Consider the following 25,682-nt stretch of genomic DNA (forward strand, 5'->3'; position numbering starts at 1 on the left):
CGGTTCACCGCGTGGTGAGTCGCGCCTGGGCCGCCGCCCAGCGGACGGTGTCCCCGCGCGGCGCGTACCGGGTCAGCGGCTGGGTGCGCCTGAGCAGCCGCCGCATGTCGGCCAGGTCACCGACCAGACCGTGGGCGCGGGCCTGGACCAGCACGTTCCCGAAAGCCGCCGCCTCCGTGGGACCCGCCACCACCGGCAGCCCGCAGGCGTCGGCGGTGAGCTGGCAGAGCAGCGCGTTGCGGGTGCCGCCGCCCACCACGTACACCGTGTCCACCGGGTGGTCGGCGAGCCGCTGGGCCTCCGCGACCGCCCGGCGGTGGGCGAGCGCCAGGGAGTCGAGGATGCACCGGGTGATCTCACCCTGAGTCCGCGGCACCGGCTGCCCGGACGCCCGGCACGCCTCGGCGATCCGCTCCGGCATCCGGCCGGGTGCCAGGAACGCCGCGTCGCCGGCGTCGACCACCGAGCGCAGCGCCGGCACGGTGGCCGCCTCCCGCAGCAGCCCCTCCAGATCCGGCTCTTCCCAGGCCCGTACGCACTCCTGCAGCAGCCACAGCCCCATGATGTTCCGCAGGTAGCGGACCGTGCCGTCCAGCCCCAGCTCGTTGGTGAAGTTGGCGGCGCGGCTCTCCTCGGTCAGCACGGGCGCGGCCAGTTCGAGTCCGGCCAGCGACCAGGTGCCGGTGCAGATGTAGGCGAACCGCTCACCGGCCGCCGGGACCGCGGCCACCGCCGACGCGGTGTCGTGCGAGCCGACGGTGGTCACCGGCACCGGCCCGGCGAGCCCGGTCTCCTCCAGGACCTCGGGCCGCAGCAGACCGGCGCTGTCCCCGGGCCGCCGCAGCGGCGCGAACAGCCCGAGGTCGATCCCCACCCGGTCCGCCACCTCGTGGGACCAGTCACGGGTCCGAGGATCGACCAGCTGGGTGGTGGAGGCGTTGGTCAGCTCGGTGCCCTGTTCGCCGGTCAGCCAGTACGACAGCAGGTCGGGGATGAGCAACAGGCGCCCGGCACGGGCGAACTGGGCACCGGAGCGCGCCGCCACCAGCTGGTAGAGGGTGTTGAAGGGCGCGTACTGGAGGCCGGTGCGGGCGTACAGCTCCGCCGCCGGCAGGGTCGCCCACACCTGCTCGGCGACTCCCTCCGTGCGGGCGTCCCGGTAGTGCACCGGGTTGCCGAGCAGCGCCCCGTCGGCGTCCAGCAGCCCGTAGTCCACGGCCCAGCTGTCGATCCCGACGGAGTCCACCCGCCCCGCCGCCCTGAGCCCGTCCAGCATGCCGGCGTACAGGGCGAGCACGTCCCACCGCAGCCCCTCCGGCACTCGCACCGGCCGGTTGGCGAACCGGTGCGCCTCGGTCAGCTCCAGCGAGTCAGGGCCCACCCGGCCGACCATGACCCGACCGCTGGACGCGCCGAGGTCGACCGCGGCATAGGTCCTCGGGCCGGTCATCGCAGGAAGGCGGCCGCCACACCCGCGTCGACGGGCACGTGCAGCCCGGTGGTGTGGGTCAGTTCCCCGCCCGTCAGCGCGAACACGGCGTTCGCCACGTGCTCGGGCAGCACCTCGCGCTTGAGGATGGTCCGCTGCGCGTAGAACTCGCCCAGCTTCGCCTCCTCCACCCCGTACACGGCGGCCCGCTGAGCCCCCCACCCGCCGGCGAAGATGCCCGACCCCCGCACCACACCGTCCGGGTTGACCCCGTTGACCCGGATCCCGTGCTCACCCAACTCCGCTGCCAGCAAGCGCACTTGATGGGCCTGGTCCGCCTTGGTGGCCGAGTAGGCGATGTTGTTGGGCCCGGCGAACACGGCGTTCTTGGAGGCGATGTAGACGATGTCACCACCGAGCCCCTGGGCGGTCATCACCCGGGCCGCCTCCCGTGACACCAGGAAGGAACCGCGGGCCATGATGTCGTGCTGGAGGTCCCAGTCCTTCGCCGTCGTCTCCAGCAGGGGCTTGGAGACGGAGATCCCCGCGTTGTTGACGACGAGGTCTACCCCGCCGAAGGCCAGCGCGGCGGCCCGGAAGGCGGCGGCGATCTGCTCCTCGTCCGTCACGTCGACGGTGACGGCGACCGCCTGGTCGGGGCCGCCGAGCTCCGCCGCGACGGCGGCGGCACCCTCGGCATTGAGATCGGCCACGACGACACAGGCCCCCTCGGCGACGAGCCGGTGCGCGATCGCCCTGCCGATCCCGCTGCCGGCCCCCGTCACCAGCGCCACCCGGGTCGCCAGGGCCTTCGGCCTCGGCATCCGCCGGAGCTTGGCCTCCTCCAGCGCCCAGTACTCGATCCGGAACTTCTCCGACTCCTCGATCGGCGCGTACGAGGACACGGCCTCGGCGCCGCGCATCACGTTGACCGCGTTGACGTAGAACTCGCCGGCGACCCGGGCGGTCTGCTTGTCCTTGCCGAAGCTGAACATGCCGACGCCCGGCACCAGCACGATCGCCGGGTCGGCGCCGCGCATGGCGGGGGAGTCGGGCAGGGCGTGCCGCCGGTAGTAGGCCGCGTACTCCTCCCGGTAGGCCGTGTGCAGCTCGCCGAGCCGGGCGACGGCCTCGTCCAGGGACGCGGTCGGCGGCAGGTCGAGTACGAGCGGCCGTACCTTGGTCCGCAGGAAGTGGTCGGGGCACGAGGTCCCCAGCGCCGCCAGCCGCGGATGCTCGGCGCGGGCCAGGAAGTCGAGGACCACGTCGGAGTCGGTGAAGTGCCCGACCTGCGGCCGGTCCTTGGAGGCGACGGCACGGACGTACGGCGCGAGGGCGGCGGCCCGCTCCCGGCGCTGCGCCTCCGGCAGCGCGCCGTACCCCTCGACGACGGGCCCGAACGGCTCGGCCCTGCCGCGCTCGGCGAGGAAGGCCTCGGCGGTGCGGATGATGGACAGCGAGTTCCGCTCGCACTCCTCGGAGGTGTCGCCCCAGGCGGTGATCCCGTGCCCGCCGAGAACGCATCCGACCGCCCGCGGGTTGGCGGCCTTCACGGCCGCGATGTCCAGCCCCAGCTGGAACCCCGGCCGCCGCCACGGCACCCAGACCACCGAGTCCCCGAAACACTCGGCGGTCAGCTTCTCCCCGTCGGCGGCACACGCCAGCGCGATGCCGGAGTCCGGGTGCAGATGATCGACGTGCCGGGCGTCCACGAGCCCGTGCATGGCGGTGTCGATGGAAGGGGCGGCGCCGCCCCTGCCGTGCAGGCAGTAGTCGAAGGCACCGGCCATCTCGTCCTCGCGCTCGACGCCCGGATAGACACCGGCAAGCGCCCGGAGCCGGTCCAGCCGGAGCACGGCCAGCCCCGGTTCGGTGAGGGTGCCGAGATCCCCGCCGGACCCCTTCACCCACATCAGCTCGACGTCACCACCGGTGACGGGATCGGTGGCGGTGCCCTTGGCGGAGGTGTTCCCGCCGGCGTAGTTGGTGTTCCGGGGATCGGCACCGAGCCGATGGGACCGGGCGAGGAGAGCGGCGGCCTCGGGATGGGTGGACATGGGAGATTCCTTACTTCTCGAACGAGGGTGACTGCACTTCCCCAGGGGCGCTGGGGGTACCCCCGGCCGAAGGCCGGGGGAGCAACTGCGCGACCGGCCGCGACGGACCCGCAGCCCCGCGACTCACGGATCCCGGCGGACGGGTCAGGCGCCCCACCCCGCCTGCTCGCCGCCCACCCGCTCGGCGACGATCCTCTCGGCCCACCCGGACCGGCGGTACGCGGCGAGCGGCTCGGGGTCCAGCCCCATCTCGCCCCGCACCTCCCGCAGCAACGGCCGCACGTCCGTGTCGTACGCGTCCATCAGCACCGCGTTGGCGCCGAGCACATCCCCCGCCGCCTGCGCCGCGGCGAGCGCCCCCCGGTCCACCAGCAGCGCCTTCGCCGTGGCCTCCTGCACGTTCATCACCGAGCGGATGATCGCCGGGATCTTCGCCTCGATGTTGTGGCACTGGTCGAGCATGAAGGCCACCTCGGAAGTGAACCCGCCCCCGCGCACCACCTCGCACATGATCCGGAACAGCTGGAACGGATCGGCGGCCCCGACCATGAGGTCGTCGTCCGCGTAGAACCGCGAGTTGAAGTCGAAGCCCCCGAGCTTCTCCTCCCGCAGCAGCGTGGCGACGATGAACTCGATGTTGGTGCCCGGCGCGTGGTGCCCGGTGTCGACCACGACCTGGGCCTGGGGTCCCAGCTTCAGACAGTGGGCGTAGGCCGTGCCCCAGTCCGGCACGTCCGTCGTGTAGAAGGACGGCTCGAACAGCTTGTACTCCAGCAGCATCCGCTGCCCCTCGCCGAGGCGCGCGTACACCTCCGACAGCCCTTCGGCCAGCCGGTCCTGGCGGGCCCGGATGTCGTCCTGGCCGGGGTAGTTGGTGCCGTCCGCGAACCACAGCTTCAGATCGCGGGACCCCGTCGCGTCCATGATGTCGACGCATTCCAGGAGATGACGGACGGCCTTGCGGCGCACCGCCGCGTCCGGGTGGCAGATGCTGCCCAGCTTGTAGTCGTCGTCCTGGAAGGTGTTGGAGTTGATCGTTCCCAGCCTCAGCCCGCGCTTCTCGGCGTGTGCGGCCAGGTCCGCGTACCCGTCGGAGCCGTCCGCCTTGTCCCAGGGGATGTGCAACGCCACCGTCGGCGCGACCCCGGTCACCGCGTGGACCTGCGCCGCGTCGTCCAGCTTCTCCTTCACCGAGCGCGGCACGCCCTGCTGGGCGAACACCTTGAAACGGGTCCCCGAGTTTCCGTACGCCCATGACGGCGTCTCGACGGCCTGGGTCTTCAGCGCGGCCTTCACCGCGGCGAGGTCGGTCACTTGGGAGCTCCTGGAGTATGAACGGTGAAACGATTCAGAACGGCAAAGTATGAGCCCCCCGAAGGGGTGTCAAGCTCTCCGGCCAACCTGGTTTTCCGTGACTCAGCCGTGACCTTAGGCTATCGAAATTTTTTCAATACGGACCCATTGACGTGACATGCCCGTGGTGCCTACGGTCCCGGCATTCCAGTTGAAACCTTTCACGACGCTGTGGGGTCGGTGCCGACCGCCTCGCGGGTGTCGTCGAGGAGCCATCCATGACCCACCCGTCCGACACGGGACCGTCCCCGGTGCTGGCGCTGAAGGACGTCTCCAAGTCCTTCGGCGCCGTCCGCGCCCTGCGGGACGTCGCCCTGGAGCTGTTTCCCGGCGAGGTGCACGCGCTCGCCGGGGAGAACGGCGCGGGCAAGTCGACGCTGATCAAGACCCTCGCCGGTGTGCACCGACCGGACGCCGGTCAGGTGCTGCTCGACGGTGAGCCCGTCGTCTTCCACGGCCCCGGCGACGCCCGCGACGCCGGCATCGCCGTGATCTACCAGGAACCCACCCTCTTCCCCGACCTGTCGATCGCCGAGAACATCTTCATGGGCCGTCAGCCCCGGCGTGCGCTGGGCCGGATCGACCACAAGGCCACCCGCGCGGCCACGGCCGCCCTGATGAAGCGGCTCGGCGTCGCCCTCGACCCCGACCGCCCGGCCCGCGGCCTGTCGATCGCGGACCAGCAGATCGTGGAGATCGCCAAGGCGCTCTCCTTCGACGCCCGGGTCCTGATCATGGACGAGCCGACCGCGGCCCTCACCGGCAGCGAGGTCGCCCGCCTCTTCGGCGTCGTGCGCACCCTGCGCGACCAGGGCGCGGCCGTGCTGTTCATCTCGCACCGGCTGGAGGAGATCTTCCAGATCTGCCGCCGGGTCACCACCCTGCGGGACGGCGCCCGGATCGCCAGCGAGCCCGTCGACGGCATGACCGAGGACGACCTGGTCCGCCGGATGGTCGGCCGCGACCTGGACGAGCTGTACCCCAAGCAGGACGTACCGGCGGGTGAAGTGGCCCTCTCGGTGCGGCGGCTGACCCGGGAGGGCGTCTTCACCGACGTCTCCTTCGAGGTCCGCTCCGGCGAGATCGTCGGGCTGGCCGGACTGGTCGGCGCCGGCCGCACCGAGGTCGCCCGCGCCGTGTTCGGCGTCGACCGCTGGGACGCGGGCGAGGTGGAGGTGCGGGGCCGCAGGCTCACCAACGGCGCCCCGTCCACGGCGATGGCCGCCGGACTCGCCCTGGTCCCCGAGGACCGGCGCGCCCAGGGCCTGGTGATGGACATGTCCATCGAGCGCAACATCGGCCTGACCGGACTGCGTACGACCGTCCGGGCCGGACTCATGGACCGGGGCGCCGAGCGCAGCCGCTCGCTGGACTGGGCGGTCAGGCTCCAGGTGAAGTACGCCCGGATCGCCGACGCGGTCTCGACCCTGTCCGGCGGCAACCAGCAGAAGGTGGTCCTCGCCAAGTGGCTGGCGACCGGACCGAAGGTGCTGATCGTCGACGAGCCGACCCGCGGCATCGACGTCGGCACGAAGGCCGAGGTCCACCGGCTCCTCGGCGAGCTGGCCGCCGACGGGGTCGCCGTCCTGATGATCTCCTCCGACCTGCCCGAGATCCTCGGCATGGCCGACCGCGTGCTGGTGATGCACGAGGGCCGGATCACCGCCGAGATCCCGCGCTCCGACGCCACCGAGGAAACCGTGATGGCCGCAGCGACCGGGAGGGCCGCCGCATGACGGTGACCACCTCCGAACAGACCTCCGTCGCCGGGACACCCGAGTCCAGTGGGACCCGGCTCGTCGACCGTGTCTTCAAGATGCGCGAACTCGCCATCCTGGTCGTCTTCCTGGTGATGATCGCCGTCACCCAGGCCGGCAACAGCGAGTTCCTCTCCCAGCAGGGCATCAAGGACCTGCTGCTCAACGCGACCATCCTGGTGCTGGTCGCCACCGGGCAGTCCCTGGTGGTGATCACCAGGAACGTCGACCTGTCCGTCGGCTCCACCCTCGGCATCACCGCCTTCGCCGCCGGCGACTACCTGCACGGCGGCGGCAGCACGGTCGTCGCGATCGTGCTGGCCGTGCTGCTCGGCATCGGCTGCGGACTGCTCAACGGCCTCCTCGTGAGCCTCGGCCAGGTGCCCGCCCTGGTCGTCACCCTCGGCACGCTGTACATCATCCGGGGCGTCGACTCGATCTGGGTCGGCTCCCGGCAGATCACGGCCGCCGATCTCCCCGGCGGGTTCAACGACTTCGGCTCGGGCGGGCTGTCGGCCGTCCCCTGGCTCGCGCTGATCGCGCTCGCCGTCCTGGTCGCCACCGCCTACTACCTCAAACACTTCGGCAGCGGCCGGGAGCTGTACGCCCTCGGCTCCAACCCGGAGGCCGCCCGGCTGGCCGGCATCCCGGTGCGCAAGCGGATCCTGGTCGCTTACACCTTCTGCGGCGGACTCGCCGGGCTGGCCGGCGCCATGTACCTGGCCCGCTTCGGCAACGTCGACTCCGGCACCGGCAACGGCTACGAACTCACCGTCGTGAGCGCCGTGGTGGTCGGCGGCGTGGTCTTCACCGGCGGCTCCGGGAGCGTGTACGGAGCCGCGCTGGGCGCACTGCTGCTGACCTCCGTCAACAGCGTGCTCCCCGCCCTCGGGGTCAGCTCCGTGTGGGTGCTCGCCATCAACGGCTTCCTGCTGCTGCTCGCCATCGCCGTCGACCGGGTGGTGGCACTGCGGGTGGCGGCCGCGCTGAAGAAGAAGTCGGCCCTCAAGAGGACCGCGACCAGCAAGGAGAGCACCAGCCATGCCTGAGTCCTTGACGCGTGCGATTCGCTGGGACACCGTCGTCGGCGCCCTGCTGGTCGTCCTGCTGCTGTTCTCCTTCGGCTTCGTGGACGGCTTCGGCAACGCGCTCAACCTGTCGTTCCTGATCGGCAACACGCTGCCGATCGCCCTGGTCGCGCTGCCGATGACGCTGCTGGTGGTCGCCGGTGAGATCGACCTGTCGGTCGCCTCGACCGCCGGTCTCTCGGGCGCGGTCATGGGCAGGCTCTGGAACGAGGGCATGGCGATCGAGACGATCATTCCGCTGTGCCTGCTGCTCGGCGTGGCCTGCGGGCTGGTCAACGGACTGCTGGTGACCCGGCTGGGCCTGCCGTCGCTGGCCGTCACCATCGGGACGCTCGCCGCCTACCGGGGCCTCGCGCAGATCGTCCTCGGCTCGGACGCGGTCACCGACTTCCCCACCCAGTACCTCGACTTCGCGGCGGGCCGGCTCGGCGGCTCGTTCCTGCCGCGGGCCTTCCTGCCGTTCCTGGTACTCCTCGTGATCGCCGTGGTGGTGCTGCACGCCACGCCGTTCGGACGGTCGCTGTTCGCCACCGGGGCGAGCGAGGAGGCGGCGCGGTTCGCGGGGATCCGGGTGAAGCGGAACAAGCTGATTCTGTTCGTCGCCACCGGGCTGATGGCCTCCCTGACCGGGATCTTCTGGGCGCTGCACTACGCGAGTGCGCGCTACGACAACGCGACCGGGCTCGAACTGAGCGTGGTGGCCGCGGTGTTGCTCGGTGGCATCGACTTCGACGGGGGACGGGGGACGCTCGGCGGGGCGATCGCGGGGGTGTTCCTGCTCGGGGCGCTCCAGAACGTGATGAGCCTGCTGAACGTGTCCGCGCAGTCCCAGATCGTCGTGACCGGTGTGTTGCTCGTCGTGTCGGTGCTCGGGCCCCGGGTCGCCCGGCAGATCTCGCTGGCTCGGCACAGGGGCGCGAAGGCCGTCTGATCGCTGCGGGCCGCGTGTCGCCGGCCGCGCAGTTCCTCCCCCGGCCTTCGGCCGGGGGACCCCGGCGCCCCCGAACGGAGGGCGCTCCCGGAGCCGTTACTCAAAAAGGAACCGTCATGCGTAAGTCATCCCTTCGGCGTGCCTGTGTCGCTCTCGCCGCCGTCTCCTCCCTCGCTCTCGCCGCCACCGCCTGCGGCGGCACCACCAAGGACAACTCCGGCAGTGACAATTCGGCGGCGGCCACCTCCACCGCCAAGGCCGATCCGAACGCCGCCCTCAAGAAGGGGCTGACCGTCGGCTTTTTGCCCAAGCAGGTCAACAACCCCTACTTCACCTCCGCCGACAAGGGCGGCGAGAAGGCGCTCACCGAACTGGGATCCACGTACAAGGAGGTCGGGCCCTCCAGTGCCACCGACACCTCCGGGCAGGTCTCCTACGTCAACACCCTCACCCAGCAGCAGGTCGACGCCATGGCCGTGTCCGCCCAGGACCCCGGCGCCCTGTGCACCGCGCTCAAGCAGGCCATGAGCAACGGGATCAAGGTCGTCACCTACGACTCGGACACCAACGCCGGCTGCCGCAACGCCTTCGTCTCGCAGGCCAGCGCCGAGGACCTCGGCCGTACCGAGGTGCAGCTGCTCGCCGAGCAGATCGGGTACAAGGGCGAGATCGCGATCCTGTCCGCCGCGCAGACCGCGACGAACCAGAACACCTGGATCGGCTTCATGAAGGAGGAGCTGAAGGACCCGAAGTACAAGAACGTCAAGCTGGTCAAGGTCGCCTACGGCAACGACGACGCCCAGCAGTCCTTCCAGCAGACCCAGGGCCTGCTCCAGCAGTACCCGGACCTCAAGGGGATCATCTCCCCGACCACCGTCGGCATCAAGGCGGCCGCCCAGTACCTGTCCGGCTCCAAGTACAAGGGCAAGGTCAAGCTGACCGGGCTCGGCACGCCCAACGACATGCGCCAGTACGTCAAGAACGGCACCGTCGAGGGCTTCGAGCTGTGGGACCCGGCCAAGCTCGGCGACCTCGCCGCCCGCACCGCCGTCGCCCTGGCCTCCGGGCAGATCACCGGCAAGGAGGGCGAGACCTTCAAGGCCGGCGACACCACGTACACCATCGGCAAGGACGGCGTGATCAACCTCGGCAAGCCGACCGTGTTCGACGCGAAGAACATCGACCAGTTCGACTTCTAGGCGACCAAGGGGTGCCGATGCAGCGGGTGTGTTTCCTTCTCAAGGTCCGGCAGGACCGCGTCGCCGAGTACCGCGAGCGCCATGCCGCCGTCTGGCCGCGGATGCGCGAGGCGCTCTCCGCCACCGGCTGGCGGAACTACTCGCTCTTCCTGCGCGAGGACGGTCTGCTGGTGGGCTATCTGGAGACGGAGGACTTCGAGGCCGCCCGTGCCGGCATGGCGGCCACCGAGGTCAACGCCCGCTGGCAGGCCGAGATGGGGCCGTTCTTCGAGGCGCCGGACGGCACCCGGCCCGACGAGGCGATGAGACCGCTCACCGAAGTGTTCCACCTCGCCTGACCCGCATCCGCACCCGCGCCCAGGAGCCGCTCATGAGACCCTCCGTCACCAGGACGGGCAGCAGTCGACTCGATGCCCAGGCCGTCTACTCCGTCTCCTACGACGGCCTGGTCAACAACAACTCCTTCCAGAAGGACGGCCTGTTCACCTACCAGGGCTACCAGTACGCCGGCTGGTACACCGCGACCGGCGCCGCGGTGATCGGGCGCCGGTCGCCGGGCGGGTCCAGCTGGGCGACCGTCACCCTCGCCCACCGGCTGAAGGCCGAGGACTCCCACAACGTCATCTCCATGGGTCTCTCCGGGGTCGTCGGCCGCCTCCACATCACCATGGACTCCCACAGCGACGGCTTCTTCTGCATGAAGTCGGTGGCCGGGCTGCTGGACGACCCCGGGTCCGCGCCCTGGACCCCGGCCCTCCTCGGGGCCGTACAGACGTCGCTGGACGGGGTGGAGCCGGCCTCGCGGTCCACCTACCCGCAGTTCGTCTCCACGCCCGAGGGGAGGCTGCAACTGAGCTGTCGGACGGGCATCTCCGGGAACGGCCGCAACGCGCTCGCCGAGCACGACGGTTCGCGCTGGAGCGTGCTGGGGGAGCGGACCGCCTCCGACGGGACGTACACGAGCGAGCACGGCTCGTCCAGCGCCCGGAACATGTACCTGCACGGTCTCGACTACGACGTGCACGGGCGGCTGCACGCCTTCTTCACCTGGCGGGAGCAGAGCGGCGCCGTGACGAAAGACAGCGGCGGCATCACCAATTACGACACCTGCTACGTCTGCTCCACCGACCGCGGCCGAACCTGGCGCAACGACGCCGGTGCCCTGGTCGCCACCACCGGCACCGCGGACACCGTCTCCGTCACCGACCCGGGTCTCGTCGTCGACCCGCTCGGCCCGGACCACTCGCTGATGAACCAGGAGAGCCAGTGGACCGATTCCGCGGGTCTGCCGCACGCGATCATCAGCTATGTGCCCGGGCGCTTCGGCCGGTGCACCACGGGCTATGCCGGCCACCGCACGGCGAACGGACGGGCCTTGAACGTCCGCAGGAACTCCGCCGGTATTTGGGAGAAGACCGAGATCCCGGTCGCCCTGAACTCCAGCCAGCGCACCAAGCCGGTCCTGGACAGGTACGACAACGCCTACGCGGTGTTCCCCCGCGGCCGGATCGCCGGCGCGCCCAGCGCCTTCGGACACACCGACTGGGCCCTGCTCCACGACGGCGGCGGGCTGAACGCCTTCGGCGAGGTCGTGATCGACGAGATGCGGGCCGGGTCGGAGCACGTGCTGTCGTTCATGTACCAGGAGACGTCGAGCGGCAGGACCCCCTCGGCGCCCCCTGTCGTCGACTTCGCGCTGCCCGCCTGACCCGGGCCGGTGTGCGAGTCATGTCGTAATGTGAAGCCCTTCCGGATGCGCCCTTCCTCGCTGCGAAGGTGCCGTCCACGGTTCCCTGGAGGTCTCGCCCGATGGCCCAGTCGGTGGGTATCAAGGACGTCGCCCGCGCCGCCGGAGTCTCGGTGGGCACGGTCTCCAACGTCATCAACCGCCCGGACTCCGTGGCCGGTGAGACGCGGGCGCGGGTGCAGTCGGCGATCGACCGGCTCGGCTACGTCCGCAGCGAGTCCGCGCGCCAGCTGCGCGCGGGCCGCAGCCGGATCATGGGCCTGCTCGTGCTCGACATGGGCAACCCCTTCTTCGTGGACGTGGCGCGGGGCGCCGAGCGGGCGGCGCGGGACGCCGGGCTCGGTGTGATGGTCTGCAACAGTGCCCAGAACGCCGGTGAGGAGGCCGACTACCTCGCGCTCTTCGCCGAACAGCGGGTGCGCGGCGTCCTGCTCACCCCGGCGGACGCCACCGGCCGCAACATCGAGGCCTTCCGCCGGCACGGCATCCCCTTCGTCCTGGTCGACCGGGTCGCGGAGGGCACCACCGAGTGCTCGGTCAGCGTGGACGACGTGGCGGGCGGCGCGCTCGCGGTCCGTCACCTCGTGGACGCCGGGCACCGGTCCATCGCCTACGTCAGCGGGCCGCCCGGGCTCAACCAGGTCCGCGACCGGCGCACCGGTGCGCTGAACGCCCTCGCCGAGGCGGGCCTGGGGCCCGACGCGCTGCGCGAGCTGCCGACGGAGCGGCTGGACGTCGCGGCGGGCCGGGACGCGGGAGCCCGGCTGCTCGGCCTCGCCGACCGGCCCACCGCCGTGTTCTGCGCCAACGACCTGCTCGCCCTCGGCGTCCTGCAGGCCCTGTACGCGGCCGGGGTGGTCGTCCCGGACGACCTGGCGATCGTCGGCTACGACGACATCGAGTTCGCCGCCGCGGCCGCCGTACCGCTGACCTCGGTCCGCCAGCCGGCCGTGACCATGGGCGCCATGGCCGCCGACCTGCTCCTGGAGGAGACCGAGGAGCGCGAGGGGCGGGCGGCGCACGAGCACCGCAGGGTGGTGCTCCAGCCGGAACTGGTGGTGCGCCGTTCCAGCCTCGTGGCCCGCTGATCGGCTATTCAGTAACGATTTCATGATCCCGGGCGCGGCGGGGCCCCGGACATGTGCTCAACTGGGTCGCGACCATCCGTCCGTCACGGGAGAAACGTTGAGCCTCAGCTACCGCCAGCCCGGCGTCGTCCTCACCGACCGCCATTTCACCGTCCCCCTGGACCACGCTGATCCGGACGGGGAGATCATCGAGCTGTACGCCCGGGAGGCGGTCGCGAGCGACAAGGCGGACCAGGAGCTGCCCTGGCTGCTCTATCTGCAGGGCGGCCCGGGGTTCGGGGCGAATCGTTTCGTCGGACGGCAGGCCTGGCTCGACCGGGCCCTGCGGGAGTACCGCGTCCTCCTCCTCGACCAGCGCGGCACCGGTCGTTCCACCCCGGTCAGCCGGCAGACGCTGCCCCTGCGCGGCGGCCCGGCCGCCCAGGCCGACCACCTCGCCCGCTTCCGCGCCGACTCGATCGTCCGGGACTGCGAGGCGATCCGCCCGCAGGTCACCGGCGGCGCCCCCTGGACCACCCTCGGCCAGAGCTACGGCGGCTTCTGCACGGTCACCTACCTGTCGTTCTTCCCGGAAGGTCTGAGGACCTCCCTCGTCACCGGAGGCCTGCCGTCCCTGGACGCACACGCCGACGACGTCTACCGGGCCGCCTACCCGCGCATCGAACGCAAGGTCGCCGCGCACTACGACCGCTACCCGATGGACGTCGAGCGGGTCCGGCGGATCGCCGGGCACCTCCTCGACCACCCGGTGGTGCTGCCGGGCGGCTACCGGCTCACCGTCGAGGCCTTCCAGTCCCTCGGCCTGATGCTGGGCATGAGCGACGGCAGCCACCGCCTGCACTTCCTGCTGGAGGACGCCTTCGTCCGCACCCCGGCCGGCCATGAACTGTCCGACAGCTTCCAGGAGCAGGCCCAGGCCCTGCTGTCGTACGCGAGCAACCCGCTGTACGCCCTCGTCCACGAGCCGGTCTACGGGCAGGACAGCCGGCCCACCGCCTGGGCGGCCGAGCGGGTGCGCGCCGAGTTCCCGCAGTTCGACGCGGCCAAGGCGCTCACCGACGACGCGCCGGTGCTCTTCACCGGCGAGACGGTCCACCCCTGGGTGTTCGAGACCGACCCGTCCCTGCGCCCGCTGCGCGAGACCGCCGAACTGCTCGCCGCCCGCACCGACTGGCAGCCGCTGTACGACCCGGCCCGGCTCGCCGTCAACGAGGTGCCGGTCGCCGCCGCCGTGTACCACGACGACATGTACGTCGACGCCGGGCACTCGCTGGAGACCGCACGGGCCGTGCGGGGTCTGCGCACCTGGGTCACCGACGAGTTCGAGCACGACGGACTGCGCACCGGCGCCCCGCGGGTCCTCGACCGGCTCCTCGCGCTCGTCCGCGACGAGGCCTGACACCCGCCGCCGGAGCAGGCGGACGGGGAAAGCGGACGCCCGCTGTCCGTACCTCCTGGTAAGACGGTGTGCGGGGAGGGCGCCCGGCGGTGACCGGGCGCCCCGGCCGACGAACGGGGAGACCGGATGAACGACACGGAACTGCTGGCCCGCCGCTTCCAGGAACACCGCGACCGGCTGCGCGCGGTGGCCTACCGGATGCTCGGCTCGGTCGTCGAGGCGGAGGACGCGGTCCAGGAGGCCTGGCTCAAGCTCGGCCGCACCGACGCGGACGAGATCCGGAACCTCGGCGGCTGGCTGACCACGGTGGTCGGCCGGGTCTGCCTCGACATGCTGCGCTCCCGCACGGCCCGCCGCGAGCAGCCGATCGACGAGACGTTCGTCCCGGACCCGCTGGTCAGGCCGCTGTCGGAAGTGGACCCCGAGCGGGAGGCGGTCGAGGTCGACTCCGTGGGGATCGCCCTGCTGATCGTCCTGGAGACGCTGGAGCCCGACGAGCGGCTGGCGTTCGTGCTGCACGACATGTTCGCGGTGCCCTTCGACGACATCGCGCCGATCGTGGAACGCGGTGCGGCGGCGACCCGGCAGTTGGCCAGCCGGGCCCGCCGCCGGGTTCAGGGGGCCGCCCCGTCGGCCGAACCCGATCCCGTCCGGCAGCGCCAGGCGCTGGAGGCATTCCTCGCCGCCTCCCGCAGCGGTGACTTCGAGGCGCTGCTCGCGGTCCTCCACCCCGATGTGGTGCTGCGCGTGGACTCGGGCGCACTGGTCCAGGGCGCGGCCGCCTCCAAGGTGCTGCGCGGAGCCCGGTCGGTGGCCGAAGGGGCGTTCACCTTCCGGCAGTTCTCCCTCTGGTCGCGGCTCGTGCTCGTCAACGGCACGGTCGGCGTGGTCACCATGCCCGAGGGCCGCCCGTTGTCGGTCTCGGCGGTCACCGTCGTGGACGGCCGGATCACCGAGATGTACATCCTGGCCGACCCTGATCGGCTCGCGCTCCTGGACCTCCCCGCCCGGGAGGAGTGATCCACGTCCCATCCGGTGGCGGGATGTCACACCCGCCGCCGGGCCCCTCTCAGCCGGCAGGAGACCGCAGAGAGGGGAAGACCACGCGAAAATCGTCGTATCCGGGGCGAACGGACCGACCGGCCGACAGGTCACCGCACGGGCGTCCGCCGAAGGGCACACGGTCACCGCCGTCACCCGCCACCTCGAGGATTTCCCGCTCGGCGACGCGCGGTTGCGGGTGGCCGGCGCGGACGTCCTCGACCCGGTCGCGGGGGAACGCGCCGTCGCCGGACAGGACGCGGTGATCTCGGCACTCGGGGTGCCCTACGGCCGAAAGCCGGTCAGCGTGTACTCCGAGGGCGTCACCCGCATTGCGCAGGCCATGACCGAACACGGCGTCCGGCGTCTGGTCTGCGTGAGTTCGACCGTACTCTTCGGCGTGGCGGCACCCGGTAGGACCTTCTTCTTCCGGAAGGTGCTCGAACCCGCCATCGCCGGCACCGTCGGGCGCACCGGGTACGAGGACATGCGGCACATGGAGGAGATCGTGCGGGACGGCGATCTCCGGTGGACCGTCGTCCGCCTCGCCGGACTCTTCGACACGGACGCCGCCAGCCCCTGCCGGCTCGCCGTCTCGCGCCTGCCCGGCCGGTTCACCTCCCGCGCGGATCTGGGCAGCGCGCTGCTGCGCGAGGCGGTCGGCGATCTTCATGTGCGCGCCTTCGTCGACGTCCGTACTCACAGGGCGTTCCGAGCCTCCTCGACGTCATCCGCAAAGAGGCTTTCGGGGGCGGGAAATGAGCCCGGACCCGACCGAGCCGGCCGCCTCCACCGCTGCGGCGGGCCGAGCGGCACCGGACCGTGACGGCCCGTCGGACGCCGCGCCCCGGCTCTTCGTCGCCCACCGTGAGCTGCTGTTCTCCGGCGTCCACAACATGCTTCGGCAGCGTCGCCGGCACCGAGGACGTGCTCCAGGAGACCTGGCTGTCCTGGTCCGGCAGGAACAGCCGGACGCCCTTGCCGGCGATCGGTCATCCGCGCGCCTATCCGGTCCGGACCGCGGTGAACCACGCGCTCGCCCGGCGGGAGGCCGTCGCCCTGCGCCGGGAGACGTACGTCGGTCCCTGGCCGGCCGAACCCCTGGTCGCCGACACCGGTGACCAGACGCTCCCCTGTGGGAGCGTCTCCCTGGCGATGCCGGTGGTCCTGGAGACCCTCACCCCGCTGGAACGGGCGGTGTTCGTCCTCCACGAGGTGTTCGGCCATCGCCACACCGAGATCGCCGGCATGCTCGACCGCAGCCCCGTCTCGGTACGCCAGCTCGCCCACCGGGCCCACGCCCATGTCCACGCCCGCCGCCCCCGTTACCGTGCCCGCCCCCGGGTCCGCCGGGAGGCGACCGAGCGGTTCGTGTCGGCCGCACTGGGCGGGGACCTCCGCGCGCTCATGGCGATCCTCGCCCCGCACGTGACGGTGTGGACCGGCGGCGGCGTGCCGGGGACCTGGACGTCCACTACCGTCGCGTCAACGGCGACGACGCGGCGGTGCCGTTCACGGGTGACTCCCCGTACGCCATGATGGTCATGGATCTCACGCCGGACGGCGACCGGGTCTGCGGCGTCTACGTGGTCACCAACCCGGACAAGCTCACCCACGTACACCCTGACGAGGACCCGGTTCAGTAGCGTGCGGTGCTCTCCAGCAGGGGCGGGTAGACCGCGGTCGGCTCGCCGTCGACCGTGGCACCCGCGTACTTGAGCATCGCGCCGACCTGGCGGTTCAGGTCGTAGGGGAAATTGAGGGCGGGGGCCGAGACCTCGTCCAGGCGTGCCGTCTGCTCCGGTGTCAGATGTACGTCCAGGGCGGCGACGTTCGCCTCCAGGTGGCCGAGCGTGCGCGGGCCGATCAGGGTGGAGGTGACGCCGGGGCGGCTCTGCACCCAGGACAGCGCCACGGCAGCGGGGCTCGCGCCGGCCTCCGCGGCGACGGCGGCGAGTGCCTCGATCACCGTGAACTGGGCCTCGCTGGGCTGCCCGAGGACCGCGGCCCGCCTGGTGTCGGTGGGCGCCGCCCCGGCGCGGCGGTATTTCCCGGACAGGAAGCCGCTCTTGAGCGGGCTCCAGGGCAGCAGGCCCATCCCGGCGTCCTCGGCGAGCGGGATCAGCTCGCCCTCGATGGTGCGCTCCAGCAGTGAGTACTCCATCTGCAGCGCGGTCACCGGCGTCCAGCCGCGCAGCAGGGCCATGGTGTGGGCCTTGGCCGTGAACCAGGCCGGGGTGTCCGAGAAACCGACGTACCGGATCTTGCCGGCCGTCACCAGGTCGTCGAGCGTGCGCAGGGTCTCCTCGACGGGCGTGGACCGGTCGTGGTTGTGCAGCCAGTACAGGTCGATGTAGTCGGTGCGCAGCCGGCGCAGCGAGTCCTCCAGCTGGCCGACGACGGCCTTGCGGCCCGCGCCGCCGCCGTTGGGGTCGCCGAGGTGGAGGTTGCCGAAGAACTTGGTGGCGAGTACCAGCCGGTCGCGTCGGCCGGGGCGGGCGGCGAGGAAGTCGCCGAGGATCGCCTCCGAGTGGCCGTTGGTGTAGAAGTTCGCGGTGTCGACGAAGTTGCCGCCGAGGTCGAGATAGGTCTGGAGGATCTTCTCCGACTCCTCGACCGAGCAGCCGAAGCCGCCGTCCTCGCCGAAGTTCATCGCGCCGAGGCAGAAGGGGCTCACCTTGAGCCCGGAACGGCCGAGACCGATGTACGAGTCGAGTGCCATGAAATGCTCCGCGGAAGCTGGTTGGGGAATCCGGCTCTTCGAGCAAACCAGCCTGAGCTGCGGGAACGTTAGAACGATCGCATCGAAGGCTTGCACGATCCTGCCGGTAGGCTGAACGGATGCCAGAACACCCGTCCGAACGGGCCCGGCCGCTGGAGCTGCGCGCGGACTGTACCCGCTGCTTCGGTCTGTGCTGCGTCGCTCTGCCGTTCACCGCTTCGGCCGACTTCGCGGTCGGCAAGGCCGCCGGCACGCCGTGCCGGAACCTCGGCGGCGAGAACCGCTGCCGCATCCACACCGACCTGCGCCAGCGGGGGTTCACCGGCTGCACGGTCTACGACTGCTTCGGCGCCGGGCAGTGGGTCTCGCAGGTGACCTTCGGCGGCCAGGACTGGCGGAGCGGGACCGAGGACCACGCCCGCCGGATGTTCGACGTCTTCCCGGTCGTACGGCAGCTGCACGAAATGCTCTGGTACCTCACGGAGACGCTGGGTCTGCCCGCCGCCCGCCCGGTCCACGCCGAGTCGAGGCGGCTGCTGGAGACCACCGGGGAACTCGCCCTCGGCACGCCCGCGGAACTCGCCGCCCTGGACGTGGCCGCCCACCGGCGGCGGGTGAACACCGTGCTGCTGCGCACCAGCGAGCTGGCCCGCGCGGGTGTACCGGACCGGGCCGAGGACCGCCGGAACGCGGACCTGGTCGGTGCCCGGCTGCGGGGGGCCGGCCTGCGCGGCGCGAGCCTGCGTGGGGCCTGGCTGATCGCCGCCGACCTCACCGGCGCGGATCTGCGGGACACCGATCTGATCGGCGCCGACCTGCGCGACGCCGATCTGACCGGAGCGGATCTCACGGGCGCGTTCTTCCTGACCCAGCCGCAGCTCGACGCGGCCCGGGGGAGTGCCGCCACCCGGCTGCCGGCGTCAGTCACCCGCCCCGTGCACTGGGCAGCCGCCGCCCGCTGAGGCGGGCGCGTCGTCCGGCGCGTCCACCGGCCCCGGGGCCGGACGGCGCCGCTCCAGCCGCAGCCGCAGTCCGTCCGGCATCAGTGTCAGCCGCTCGGTCACCCGCAGCCGGTAGCCGGGGTCGGCCTTCAGGTCGTAGCGGCGCAGCAGCAGGCCGAGGACCAGCGTCGCCTCGTGCAGGGCGAACTGGCGGCCGATACAGGCCCGGGCGCCCGTGCCGAACGGCTTGAAGGTGTGCGGGGCCCGGCCCCTCGCCGCCTTCGCCTCGAAGCGGTCCGGGTCGAAGCTCTCGGCGTCCGGGCCCCACACCGCGGGGTCCCGGTGCAGCATCGGGGTCAGGACCAGGGCCCAGGCGCCCCGGCGCATCGGGTGGTCCCCGGCGAGCACGGTGTCCTTGCGGGCCTCGCGGGCGAAGGCGGGGGCGGTGGGCCACAGCCGCAGCGACTCGTCGAGGACCCGGCGGACGTAACGGAGTTTGGCGACCTGGTCGTAGTCCGGTGTGGGCGTGTCGCCCCAGACGCGGTCGACCTCGGCGGCGGCCCTGGCGGCGACCTCCGGGTGCAGGGCGAGGTAGTGCAGGGCGAAGGAGAGCGCGCCCGAGGTGGTCTCGTGGCCGGCCACCAGGAAGGTGATCACCTGCCTGCGTACGTTCTCCGCGGACAGCCGCTCCCCGGTCTCCGGGTGGGCCGTCTCCAGCATCCGGTCCAGCAGGTCACCGTCCGCGCGTCCCTTCGCGCGGCGCTCGGCCACCAGGCCGTCGACCGTGCGGTTGAGGTGGTCGATGTCGGCCGCGTTACGCCGCGAGGCCCGCCGCAGCAGCAGCGGGGCCAACGGCGAGGGCACGCTGTTCAGACGCTGCGCGTAGGTGAGTGTGCCGATCATCGCGGTCACGAAGGGGTGCGGCCGGTCCCGCTCGAAGGAGCCGAAGTCGTGTCCGAACCCGGTACGGGCGATCGTCTCCAGGGTCAGCTTGGTCATGTCCCCGGGCACGTCGACCCAGCGGCCGGCCGCCAGCTCCCGGTCCCAGTGGCCGGTCAGGCGGCCGGCCACCGACAGCATCATCGCGTGGTAGCCCTCCATGGCCTCCCGGCTGAAACCCGGGGCCAGGACGTCGTGCGCCAGCTGCCAGTTGGGCTCGTGGTTGTACGCCGTGAACAGGCCGTCCCCGGCGACCGGGCGCAGGTTGGCGACCCCCAGGCCCACGTGCTTGGCGAACCGTGACTCGTCGGCCATGTCGGCGGCCGGTTCGGCGCCCCACACGAACACGAACTCGTTGCCGAAGGCCCGGCGCCGGAAGATCGGGCCCAGCCGCCTGGCGAAGCGCATCGAGTCCTGGAGCGGCGTGCGCCGGTCGACGCCCAGGATGTCACCGAGGAGCGGCAGCCGGTGCGGCGGGTGCGGAATCCGGTGCAGTTCGGGCCAGCCCTGCTCGGCGCCCCGGAACCCCTTCGGCAGCGGGCCGTCCGCCCGCGTCGCCGTCTGCGTGGCCGTCTCCGCCATGACGCGATCTCCCTCGGTGCTGCGGCAGGTTGAGCTAGTTGTACGTGAGTTCAATAGGCGTTTCAGTCTCGTCCCGTTGTTGAACCCGCGTCAAGTAAAGTGCGGACATGGTCGCGAACCAGGGTGAGCGCAGCCGCCGCAGACTCAGCACCGCGGAACGACGCGAGCAGCTCCTCTCGGTCGGGGCCAGGCTCTTCTCCGAGAGCCCGTACGGCGACGTGTGGATCGAACAGGTCGCCGAGATCGCGGGCGTCTCCCGTGGTCTGCTGTACCACTATTTTCCGACCAAGCGTGACTTCTTCGCCGCGGTGGTGGAGCGGGAGAGTGAGCGCATGCTGCGGATGACGGCGGCCGAGCCCGGCGTGTCCGCCCGGGAGCAGCTCACCGCGGGCCTCGATTTCTACCTCGACTACGTCCACACCCACGCGCACGGTTTCCGCGCCTTCCACCGTGCCGAGGCCTCCGGCGACCAGGCCGTGCGCCGCGTATACCGTCAGGCCCAGGCCGCCCAGGAGCGCCAGATCCTGGCCGCGCTCGCCGCCGACCCGGAGTTCGGCCCCGCCCTGGAGCTGCGCCCCGACACCCGGCTGGCGGTGCGCGGCTGGCTCGCCTTCACCACGCACGTCTGCCTGGAGTGGCTGCGTACCGAGGAGCTGACCCGGCAGCAGGTGCGGGACCTGTGCGCGCGGGCCCTGCTGGGTGTCATCTCCTGAGTCCGTTCGTCACGTGCTCAGCGCGCGCCGTGCTTGGCGTGCCCTCCGATCTTCGCTAAGTTAGGTGAGGCTTACCTAAGGAGATTCGGGATGGGTGACGAACAGGCGGTCCGGGCGGCCGGCCCGGGCGCGGCCGAACAAGCGCGGTCGGTGCTGGCCACGGCATGGTCGTGCCGGGTGACCGCGGACGGCTGGCATGAGGAGTACGCCGGCGCCCATGGTGTCGCCGACGACGGCCGGGTGCTGCTGCACGTGCCGGAGGACAGCGCCCTGCTCACGGCCGTGGTCTGCGCTCCGCGCGGCGAGCCGTCCGCCGTGCTGGAGTTCGCCGACGTGGCGCCCGTCGCGGTGCGCGACCGGGTCCGGGCCCGGCTGTGGCTGGCCGGCTGGTTCGTGCCCTCCGACGGGCACCTCGTCTTCCAGCCCACCCGTGTGGTGCTGCGCCGGCCCTCCGGCGCGGTCGTCGTGGACCTCGACGAGTTCGCCGCCGCGCGCCCCGACCCGCTGGCCGGGGCCGAGGCCCACCTGCTCACCCACCTCGCGGACGCCCACCCGGAAGCCGTCGAACGGCTCACCCGGCTCGTGGAGCCCGAGAGCCTGCATGCCGCGACCCGCGTCCGGCCCCTGGCCGTGGACCGGCACGGGCTGACCCTGCGCATCGAACGCACCCGTGCCCACGGTGACGTACGGCTGGCCTTCCACGAACCCGCCGGCGACGTCACCCAGCTCACCGAGCGCATGCACGTCCTGCTGACCCGGGCGGTGCCGCCGCCTCCTGCCCGCGCACGCTACAGCGGCAGCGCGCAGACGGCGACGGGTGACGCGAACGGCCGTCCCGTGAGCCGGAGTTCACCGCTGCGGGCGTCCACCGTGAAGACGCTCACGGTGCCGGACCGCTGATTGGCCGCGAACAGCAGCCGGCCGTCCGGCGAGAACGCGATCTGCCGGGGGAAGTCCCCTTCCACCGGCACCGTGTCCAGCAGCCGCAGCCGGGCCCCGGCGGCCTCGACCGCGTACCGCGCCAGCGTGTTGTCGCCCCGGTTGGCCAGGTAGGCGTAGGCGCCGTCGGCGGTGACCAGGATCTGGGCCGGGTAGTTGGTGGTGCCCGCCCTGCTGCCGGTGGACTGGGGAGCGCCGATCTCGAGCCGGCCGGCGGCCTGGTCGTAGCCGCACACCGCGATCGTGTCGTCCACCTCGTTGGCCAGGTACGCGTACCGCCCGCCCGGGTGGAAGGTCAGATGGCGCGGACCGGCCCCCGGCCTGGTGTGTGCCTGGGCGGCCTCGGTGAGCCTGCCCCGGGTGAGGTCCAGACGGTAGCTGTAGACGGTGTCGGTGCCGAGGTCGACGGCGAGGACATGGCCGCCGTCCGGGCTGGTGACGAACTGGTGCGCGTGCGGCCCCTGCTGGCCGGGACCGGGCACCGGGGTCGAGTGTGTGACCAGGTCGGTGCGCTCACCGAGGGCGCCGGAGGCGTCGATCGGATGGACGGCCACACTGCCGGAGGTGTAGTTGGCGCTGAGCAGCCAGCGTCCGCTCGGGTGCACCGAGAGATGACAGGGCCCCGCCCCGCCCGTGCTCCGGCCGCCGAGGACCGTCCGGTCCGCCAGACGTACTGCGGTCACCGCGCCGTCCGTGCGCTCGTTCACCGCGTACAGCGTGCGGCCGTCCGGGTGGACGGCCAGATACGACGGGTCGGCGACGCCGGTGAGCGTGCCGGTGCCGGTGATCCGGCCGGTCTCGGGGCTGTAGGTGGCCAGACCGATGCCGGTCCCGCCGCCGTCCACGGAGGTGTAGGTGCCGAGGTGGAGCGGGCGCGGCCCGGCGGCGGGCGTCGCCGGGGACCCGGCCGCCGGCCGGGGTGCCGGGCCGCCCTCACCGGGCGGGGCCGCCGGTGCCGGGACCGCCGCCACCGCCGCGGCGCCCGCCACCGCACCGACGAACCGGCGCCTGCTCCAGCCGCCGCGCGTCGCTTCCGTACCACTGCCCATGCCCGCACCTCAGGTCGTCGGTCACCTCGGTCGTCACAGCAACCTTGGCGCGGGCGCCGGGTCAAAAGCAAGAAGGGCAACGGTCGTTGCACCGCTTGCAACGGCTGTCACCAGTCGCCGTCCGCCACCGGCTTGCCGGGCGGGTCCTTCAGCGGGACCACCTGCCCGCCGGACGGCTGCTGCCAGGGCTCCAGGTCGTCGCCGAGCCAGTCGCCGACCGGCTTGACCCCCTCCAGGGCGTCCGTGGGGGCGAGATCCTGGCCGTCCTGGTCGTAGTAGTCGTACCAGGGCAGCCCGGCCCGGGTGTACGCGGCCCGGTCCACCGGTGACGGCGGGGGCTCCTCGCCCGTGATGCGACGCCACTGCGGAGGCGTGACCAGGTGCACGAAGACCCGCCCGGCAGGAGTCTCGGCCCAGTCGAGCGGGGGCCGTTCGTCCTCGTAGACCTCCTGGCGCATCGAGCCGCCGACCCCGAGGCCCATCCCGGCCGAGCGGGCGGCCGGGGCGGCCGCGGGCGCGGCCGGCGCGGCCACCGCCAGTGGGCCGCCGAAACCGCCGAGCGCTCCCGGCGCGGGGGTCCGCTCGCGCCGCAGCCGCTCCTGCCGCCGCCACCGGGCGAGCGGCTCCTCCTTGAGCGCGAAGGACTGGAGCTGCACCCCGCCCCACACCTCCTCGCCGGTGACCTGTCCCTCCACCGTGGCGCCGAGACCGAGCGGCACCGCCACGAACTGGCGGACCGTACCCCGGCCGGAATTGATGCCGTCCAGCCAGGGCTGGCGGGGCAGTACCAGGTAGTTCTGCGGATCCCGGGACAGCCGGTCGCTCCACGGCTCGCCGGAGACCGCGCACACCTTGCCGACGCCGACCTGGAGGGCGGCCGGTTCCACCGTGCCCGCGAAACTCAGCCACATCGCCTCGCGCAGGTACACCGGCAGCATCACCCCGCCGCGCGCCCGCCACCCGTCCGGGACCGTGTCCGGACAGTCGCTCACCCGCCGGACCGGGAACTCGCCGAGCCCCGGCGGCAGCGGATGCGTCCCCGTCTCCGGCAGGCGCAGGGTGCGCACGAAACGCACCACCACCCCGCCCGGCAACCGCAGTGTGTTCCCGTCGGTCCGTACCGTCGTGTCCGTCACCGGCGTGCCCCCTTCTCCGTCCTGGACCGAGAACGCTCCGCACCACCCGCCCGGTTCCGCCGCAACCGCTCCGGTACGCCGATCCGCTCCCGCAGCCAGGTCAGCCGGGGCCGCTTGACGCGCTGCTCGGCGGAGACCCGGTCCAGCTCCTCCAGCAGCCGGCGGGTGCGGTGCTCGGTGTTCATCTCGTCGAGGAGCCGGTTGACCTCGGTCAGGACGGCACCCAGCAACTGCCAGTTCCGGTCGTCGCCGCGGACCTCGTCGCGGAGCAGCTCGGCGAGCTTGTCGCGGGTGCCGGCCGCGGTGTGCAGCTCGGCCGAGAGCCGGGCCTCGGCCGACTCGGCGCTCTCGCTGATGCTGGTGGTCACCAGTACCGCGAAGCTCACCACGGCGTCGGCGATCTGGGACAGCAGCTGCTCCACGGCCGCCCCCGTGTCCGGGGCGAACAGCGGCTCGGGTTCGCGGGCCTTGGCCAGGTCGGTGAAGGTCCGGGCCAGCACCCGCAGCACGACCGTGCAGATCTCCAGCGTGTCCAGCCCGGTGCGCAGCACCACCCGGTGCAGCAGCCCCTCCCTGACCCGCGGATTGAGCCGCAGGCTGTCCTCGGCCTGCCGCAGCGCCGCGTCCACGTCGATGATGGCGTGGTCGAGCCGGCGGGCCTCGTGCAGCCGCTCGGCCGCCTGCCGCCACGGCGTCGGCCCCGACGCCTCCTCGCCCATGCGCAGCATCAACTGCCGCAGCCGGCGGGCCAGGCCCTCGATCGACTCCCCGGCCTCGTCCACCCACACCGGGGGAGGGAGCAGCACATTGCAGCCCATCCCGACGACCGCGCCGATCAGCGTCTCCACGATCCGGGCCCAGGCCGTGCTGCTGATGGTGGTCACCCCGAGCACCAGCATGGCGCTGATCGCCACCTCGGGGATGTACTCGTCGACGCGCACCAGGTGCCCCACCCCCAGTGAGGCCACGATCAGCAGGGCCAGGCTCCACCAGGTCAGCCCCACCAGCTGGCTGAAGGCGATGGCGACCAGCACGCCGGCCACCACCGCGTTGACCCGGCGGAAACCGTTGGTGAGGGTGGCGTACAGGGTCACCTGCACGACCAGGAGCGCGGTCAGCGGAGCGGTGAGCGGAGCCGGTTCCGGGCTCAGCCGGAGCGCGACGACGTAGGCGATCGTGGCCGCGGCGGACGACCGCAGCGTCTGGACGACCACCGGGTCCCGATGACGCCGCAGCAGCTGCGTCAGACCCCTGGTCCACTCTTGTACGTCTTGCATCCTTTGGCCTGTTCCCTCTCACCCGTCACGTCGAACGTGTTTTCCGCGGATCACCCGGGCGCCGGTGGCCGGATGACCAGGGTGGACTACGGAGTGTGTCCGACGGCCGGGCCGTGTCGCCCGCAACCGGGCACCAGCCCGACGCGTCTCCCGTGCCCGGGGTGCCGGACGAACCAGCGGGGCGGAAGGGCTGGGCGTCGGACTGCGGTGCGGTGCTGTGCGCGGTGGCGGGCCTCGGGGATGTCAGCCCGTCATGGCGACGAGCATCCCCGAACCGAGGAAGACCGCTCCGCCG

Annotated in this window: 21 protein-coding genes and 1 pseudogene; 14 read left to right on the forward strand and 8 right to left on the reverse strand. The window is 72.1% G+C overall.

Annotated features, from left to right (window positions below; translation table 11 throughout):
- Nucleotides 1-4: 4 nt before the first annotated feature.
- The 3 genes from ACZ4O3_RS21860 to rhaI all read right to left on the reverse strand — a co-directional run bounded on the left by ACZ4O3_RS21860 (nucleotide 5) and on the right by rhaI (nucleotide 4,800).
- The gene (locus ACZ4O3_RS21860) at nucleotides 5-1,450 is read right to left on the reverse strand and encodes a rhamnulokinase (protein WP_467723721.1); all 1,446 of its coding nucleotides are present in this window, start codon (nucleotides 1,448-1,450) and stop codon (nucleotides 5-7) included.
- Nucleotides 1,447-3,486: a bifunctional aldolase/short-chain dehydrogenase gene (locus ACZ4O3_RS21865; protein ID WP_467723723.1), complete on the reverse strand. Its 2,040-nt coding sequence runs from the start codon at nucleotides 3,484-3,486 to the stop codon at nucleotides 1,447-1,449. Before ACZ4O3_RS21865 ends, ACZ4O3_RS21860 begins: the two co-directional genes overlap by 4 nt.
- A gap of 144 nt (nucleotides 3,487-3,630) precedes the next feature.
- Nucleotides 3,631-4,800, reverse strand: a complete 1,170-nt coding sequence (gene rhaI, locus ACZ4O3_RS21870) for an L-rhamnose isomerase (protein WP_362728770.1) — start codon at nucleotides 4,798-4,800, stop codon at nucleotides 3,631-3,633.
- A gap of 257 nt (nucleotides 4,801-5,057) precedes the next feature.
- Here rhaI and ACZ4O3_RS21875 point away from each other — a divergent pair, with 257 nt between their 5' ends.
- From ACZ4O3_RS21875 to ACZ4O3_RS21925, 11 genes are all read left to right on the forward strand, one after another.
- A complete protein-coding gene (locus ACZ4O3_RS21875; RefSeq protein WP_467723725.1) occupies nucleotides 5,058-6,575 on the forward strand; it encodes a sugar ABC transporter ATP-binding protein in 1,518 nt (505 codons plus the stop codon).
- Nucleotides 6,572-7,645 (forward strand): ABC transporter permease, encoded by a 1,074-nt coding sequence (locus ACZ4O3_RS21880; protein ID WP_362725164.1) that lies wholly within the window; start codon nucleotides 6,572-6,574, stop codon nucleotides 7,643-7,645. The genes ACZ4O3_RS21875 and ACZ4O3_RS21880 overlap by 4 nt, the downstream gene beginning before the upstream one ends.
- Nucleotides 7,638-8,615: an ABC transporter permease gene (locus ACZ4O3_RS21885; protein ID WP_362725168.1), complete on the forward strand. Its 978-nt coding sequence runs from the start codon at nucleotides 7,638-7,640 to the stop codon at nucleotides 8,613-8,615. The genes ACZ4O3_RS21880 and ACZ4O3_RS21885 overlap by 8 nt, the downstream gene beginning before the upstream one ends.
- A 116-nt stretch (nucleotides 8,616-8,731) precedes the next feature.
- Complete coding sequence (rhaS, locus tag ACZ4O3_RS21890) at nucleotides 8,732-9,814, forward strand: rhamnose ABC transporter substrate-binding protein (protein WP_362725170.1); 1,083 nt, start codon at nucleotides 8,732-8,734, stop codon at nucleotides 9,812-9,814.
- Between the two features lie 17 nt (nucleotides 9,815-9,831).
- Nucleotides 9,832-10,152: an L-rhamnose mutarotase gene (locus ACZ4O3_RS21895; RefSeq protein ID WP_362725173.1), complete on the forward strand. Its 321-nt coding sequence runs from the start codon at nucleotides 9,832-9,834 to the stop codon at nucleotides 10,150-10,152.
- A gap of 32 nt (nucleotides 10,153-10,184) precedes the next feature.
- On the forward strand, nucleotides 10,185-11,522 hold the full coding sequence (locus ACZ4O3_RS21900; protein WP_467723728.1) for a BNR repeat-containing protein: 1,338 nt from the start codon (nucleotides 10,185-10,187) through the stop codon (nucleotides 11,520-11,522).
- A 101-nt stretch (nucleotides 11,523-11,623) separates the two neighbouring features.
- Nucleotides 11,624-12,649 carry a LacI family DNA-binding transcriptional regulator gene (locus tag ACZ4O3_RS21905; RefSeq protein ID WP_385000347.1) on the forward strand — a complete coding sequence of 342 codons (1,026 nt, stop codon included), beginning with the start codon at nucleotides 11,624-11,626 and terminating at the stop codon, nucleotides 12,647-12,649.
- A 97-nt stretch (nucleotides 12,650-12,746) separates the two neighbouring features.
- Entirely contained in the window at nucleotides 12,747-14,048 is a 1,302-nt protein-coding gene (locus tag ACZ4O3_RS21910; protein WP_467723730.1) for an alpha/beta fold hydrolase, read from the forward strand.
- A 126-nt stretch (nucleotides 14,049-14,174) separates the two neighbouring features.
- Nucleotides 14,175-15,068, forward strand: coding sequence for an RNA polymerase sigma factor SigJ (gene sigJ, locus ACZ4O3_RS21915; protein ID WP_467723732.1), 894 nt, complete (start codon nucleotides 14,175-14,177; stop codon nucleotides 15,066-15,068).
- A gap of 91 nt (nucleotides 15,069-15,159) precedes the next feature.
- The gene (locus ACZ4O3_RS21920; protein ID WP_467724045.1) at nucleotides 15,160-15,915 is read left to right on the forward strand and encodes an NAD(P)-dependent oxidoreductase; all 756 of its coding nucleotides are present in this window, start codon (nucleotides 15,160-15,162) and stop codon (nucleotides 15,913-15,915) included.
- A gap of 41 nt (nucleotides 15,916-15,956) precedes the next feature.
- Nucleotides 15,957-16,628: a sigma factor-like helix-turn-helix DNA-binding protein gene (locus tag ACZ4O3_RS21925; protein WP_467723734.1), complete on the forward strand. Its 672-nt coding sequence runs from the start codon at nucleotides 15,957-15,959 to the stop codon at nucleotides 16,626-16,628.
- A 100-nt stretch (nucleotides 16,629-16,728) separates the two neighbouring features.
- On the opposite strand, the gene ACZ4O3_RS21930 is transcribed toward ACZ4O3_RS21925, so the two are convergent.
- Nucleotides 16,729-17,811, reverse strand: coding sequence for an aldo/keto reductase (locus ACZ4O3_RS21930; protein ID WP_362727334.1), 1,083 nt, complete (start codon nucleotides 17,809-17,811; stop codon nucleotides 16,729-16,731).
- 119 nt (nucleotides 17,812-17,930) lie between these two features.
- Here ACZ4O3_RS21930 and ACZ4O3_RS21935 point away from each other — a divergent pair, with 119 nt between their 5' ends.
- A complete protein-coding gene (locus ACZ4O3_RS21935; protein WP_467723736.1) occupies nucleotides 17,931-18,773 on the forward strand; it encodes a pentapeptide repeat-containing protein in 843 nt (280 codons plus the stop codon).
- On the opposite strand, the gene ACZ4O3_RS21940 is transcribed toward ACZ4O3_RS21935, so the two are convergent.
- Nucleotides 18,732-20,273 carry a cytochrome P450 gene (locus tag ACZ4O3_RS21940; RefSeq protein ID WP_467723738.1) on the reverse strand — a complete coding sequence of 514 codons (1,542 nt, stop codon included), beginning with the start codon at nucleotides 20,271-20,273 and terminating at the stop codon, nucleotides 18,732-18,734. The genes ACZ4O3_RS21935 and ACZ4O3_RS21940 overlap by 42 nt on opposite strands.
- Before the next feature lie 107 nt (nucleotides 20,274-20,380).
- Here ACZ4O3_RS21940 and ACZ4O3_RS21945 point away from each other — a divergent pair, with 107 nt between their 5' ends.
- Nucleotides 20,381-20,986, forward strand: a complete 606-nt coding sequence (locus ACZ4O3_RS21945) for a TetR/AcrR family transcriptional regulator (protein ID WP_467723740.1) — start codon at nucleotides 20,381-20,383, stop codon at nucleotides 20,984-20,986.
- 90 nt (nucleotides 20,987-21,076) lie between these two features.
- A pseudogene (locus ACZ4O3_RS21950) lies at nucleotides 21,077-21,807 on the forward strand (DUF2470 domain-containing protein).
- Here the strand turns inward: ACZ4O3_RS21950 and ACZ4O3_RS21955 are convergent.
- From ACZ4O3_RS21955 to ACZ4O3_RS21965, 3 genes are all read right to left on the reverse strand, one after another.
- Nucleotides 21,775-22,974, reverse strand: coding sequence for a lactonase family protein (locus ACZ4O3_RS21955; RefSeq protein WP_467723742.1), 1,200 nt, complete (start codon nucleotides 22,972-22,974; stop codon nucleotides 21,775-21,777). The pseudogene ACZ4O3_RS21950 and the gene ACZ4O3_RS21955 sit on opposite strands and share 33 nt — an antisense overlap.
- A gap of 107 nt (nucleotides 22,975-23,081) precedes the next feature.
- Nucleotides 23,082-24,110 (reverse strand): hypothetical protein, encoded by a 1,029-nt coding sequence (locus tag ACZ4O3_RS21960; RefSeq protein WP_467723744.1) that lies wholly within the window; start codon nucleotides 24,108-24,110, stop codon nucleotides 23,082-23,084.
- Nucleotides 24,107-25,387 carry an FUSC family protein gene (locus ACZ4O3_RS21965; RefSeq protein WP_362728922.1) on the reverse strand — a complete coding sequence of 427 codons (1,281 nt, stop codon included), beginning with the start codon at nucleotides 25,385-25,387 and terminating at the stop codon, nucleotides 24,107-24,109. The genes ACZ4O3_RS21960 and ACZ4O3_RS21965 overlap by 4 nt, the downstream gene beginning before the upstream one ends.
- Nucleotides 25,388-25,682: the final 295 nt, after the last annotated feature.

The organism is Streptomyces sp. NPDC026515 (assembly GCF_055567595.1).

Bases quoted from the DNA above. Each gene is read 5' to 3' on its own strand.
- ACZ4O3_RS21865 (WP_467723723.1), bottom strand. From the start codon at position 3,486: ATGTCCACCCATCCCGAGGCCGCCGCTCTCCTCGCCCGGTCCCATCGG.
- ACZ4O3_RS21935 (WP_467723736.1), top strand. From the start codon at position 17,931: ATGCCAGAACACCCGTCCGAACGGGCCCGGCCGCTGGAGCTGCGCGCG.
- ACZ4O3_RS21895 (WP_362725173.1), top strand. From the start codon at position 9,832: ATGCAGCGGGTGTGTTTCCTTCTCAAGGTCCGGCAGGACCGCGTCGCC.
- ACZ4O3_RS21955 (WP_467723742.1), bottom strand. From the start codon at position 22,974: ATGGGCAGTGGTACGGAAGCGACGCGCGGCGGCTGGAGCAGGCGCCGG.
- ACZ4O3_RS21900 (WP_467723728.1), top strand. From the start codon at position 10,185: ATGAGACCCTCCGTCACCAGGACGGGCAGCAGTCGACTCGATGCCCAG.
- ACZ4O3_RS21860 (WP_467723721.1), bottom strand. From the start codon at position 1,450: ATGACCGGCCCGAGGACCTATGCCGCGGTCGACCTCGGCGCGTCCAGC.
- ACZ4O3_RS21885 (WP_362725168.1), top strand. From the start codon at position 7,638: ATGCCTGAGTCCTTGACGCGTGCGATTCGCTGGGACACCGTCGTCGGC.
- sigJ (WP_467723732.1), top strand. From the start codon at position 14,175: ATGAACGACACGGAACTGCTGGCCCGCCGCTTCCAGGAACACCGCGAC.
- ACZ4O3_RS21875 (WP_467723725.1), top strand. From the start codon at position 5,058: ATGACCCACCCGTCCGACACGGGACCGTCCCCGGTGCTGGCGCTGAAG.
- ACZ4O3_RS21965 (WP_362728922.1), bottom strand. From the start codon at position 25,387: ATGCAAGACGTACAAGAGTGGACCAGGGGTCTGACGCAGCTGCTGCGG.
- ACZ4O3_RS21945 (WP_467723740.1), top strand. From the start codon at position 20,381: ATGGTCGCGAACCAGGGTGAGCGCAGCCGCCGCAGACTCAGCACCGCG.
- ACZ4O3_RS21940 (WP_467723738.1), bottom strand. From the start codon at position 20,273: ATGGCGGAGACGGCCACGCAGACGGCGACGCGGGCGGACGGCCCGCTG.
- rhaS (WP_362725170.1), top strand. From the start codon at position 8,732: ATGCGTAAGTCATCCCTTCGGCGTGCCTGTGTCGCTCTCGCCGCCGTC.
- ACZ4O3_RS21930 (WP_362727334.1), bottom strand. From the start codon at position 17,811: ATGGCACTCGACTCGTACATCGGTCTCGGCCGTTCCGGGCTCAAGGTG.
- ACZ4O3_RS21905 (WP_385000347.1), top strand. From the start codon at position 11,624: ATGGCCCAGTCGGTGGGTATCAAGGACGTCGCCCGCGCCGCCGGAGTC.
- ACZ4O3_RS21880 (WP_362725164.1), top strand. From the start codon at position 6,572: ATGACGGTGACCACCTCCGAACAGACCTCCGTCGCCGGGACACCCGAG.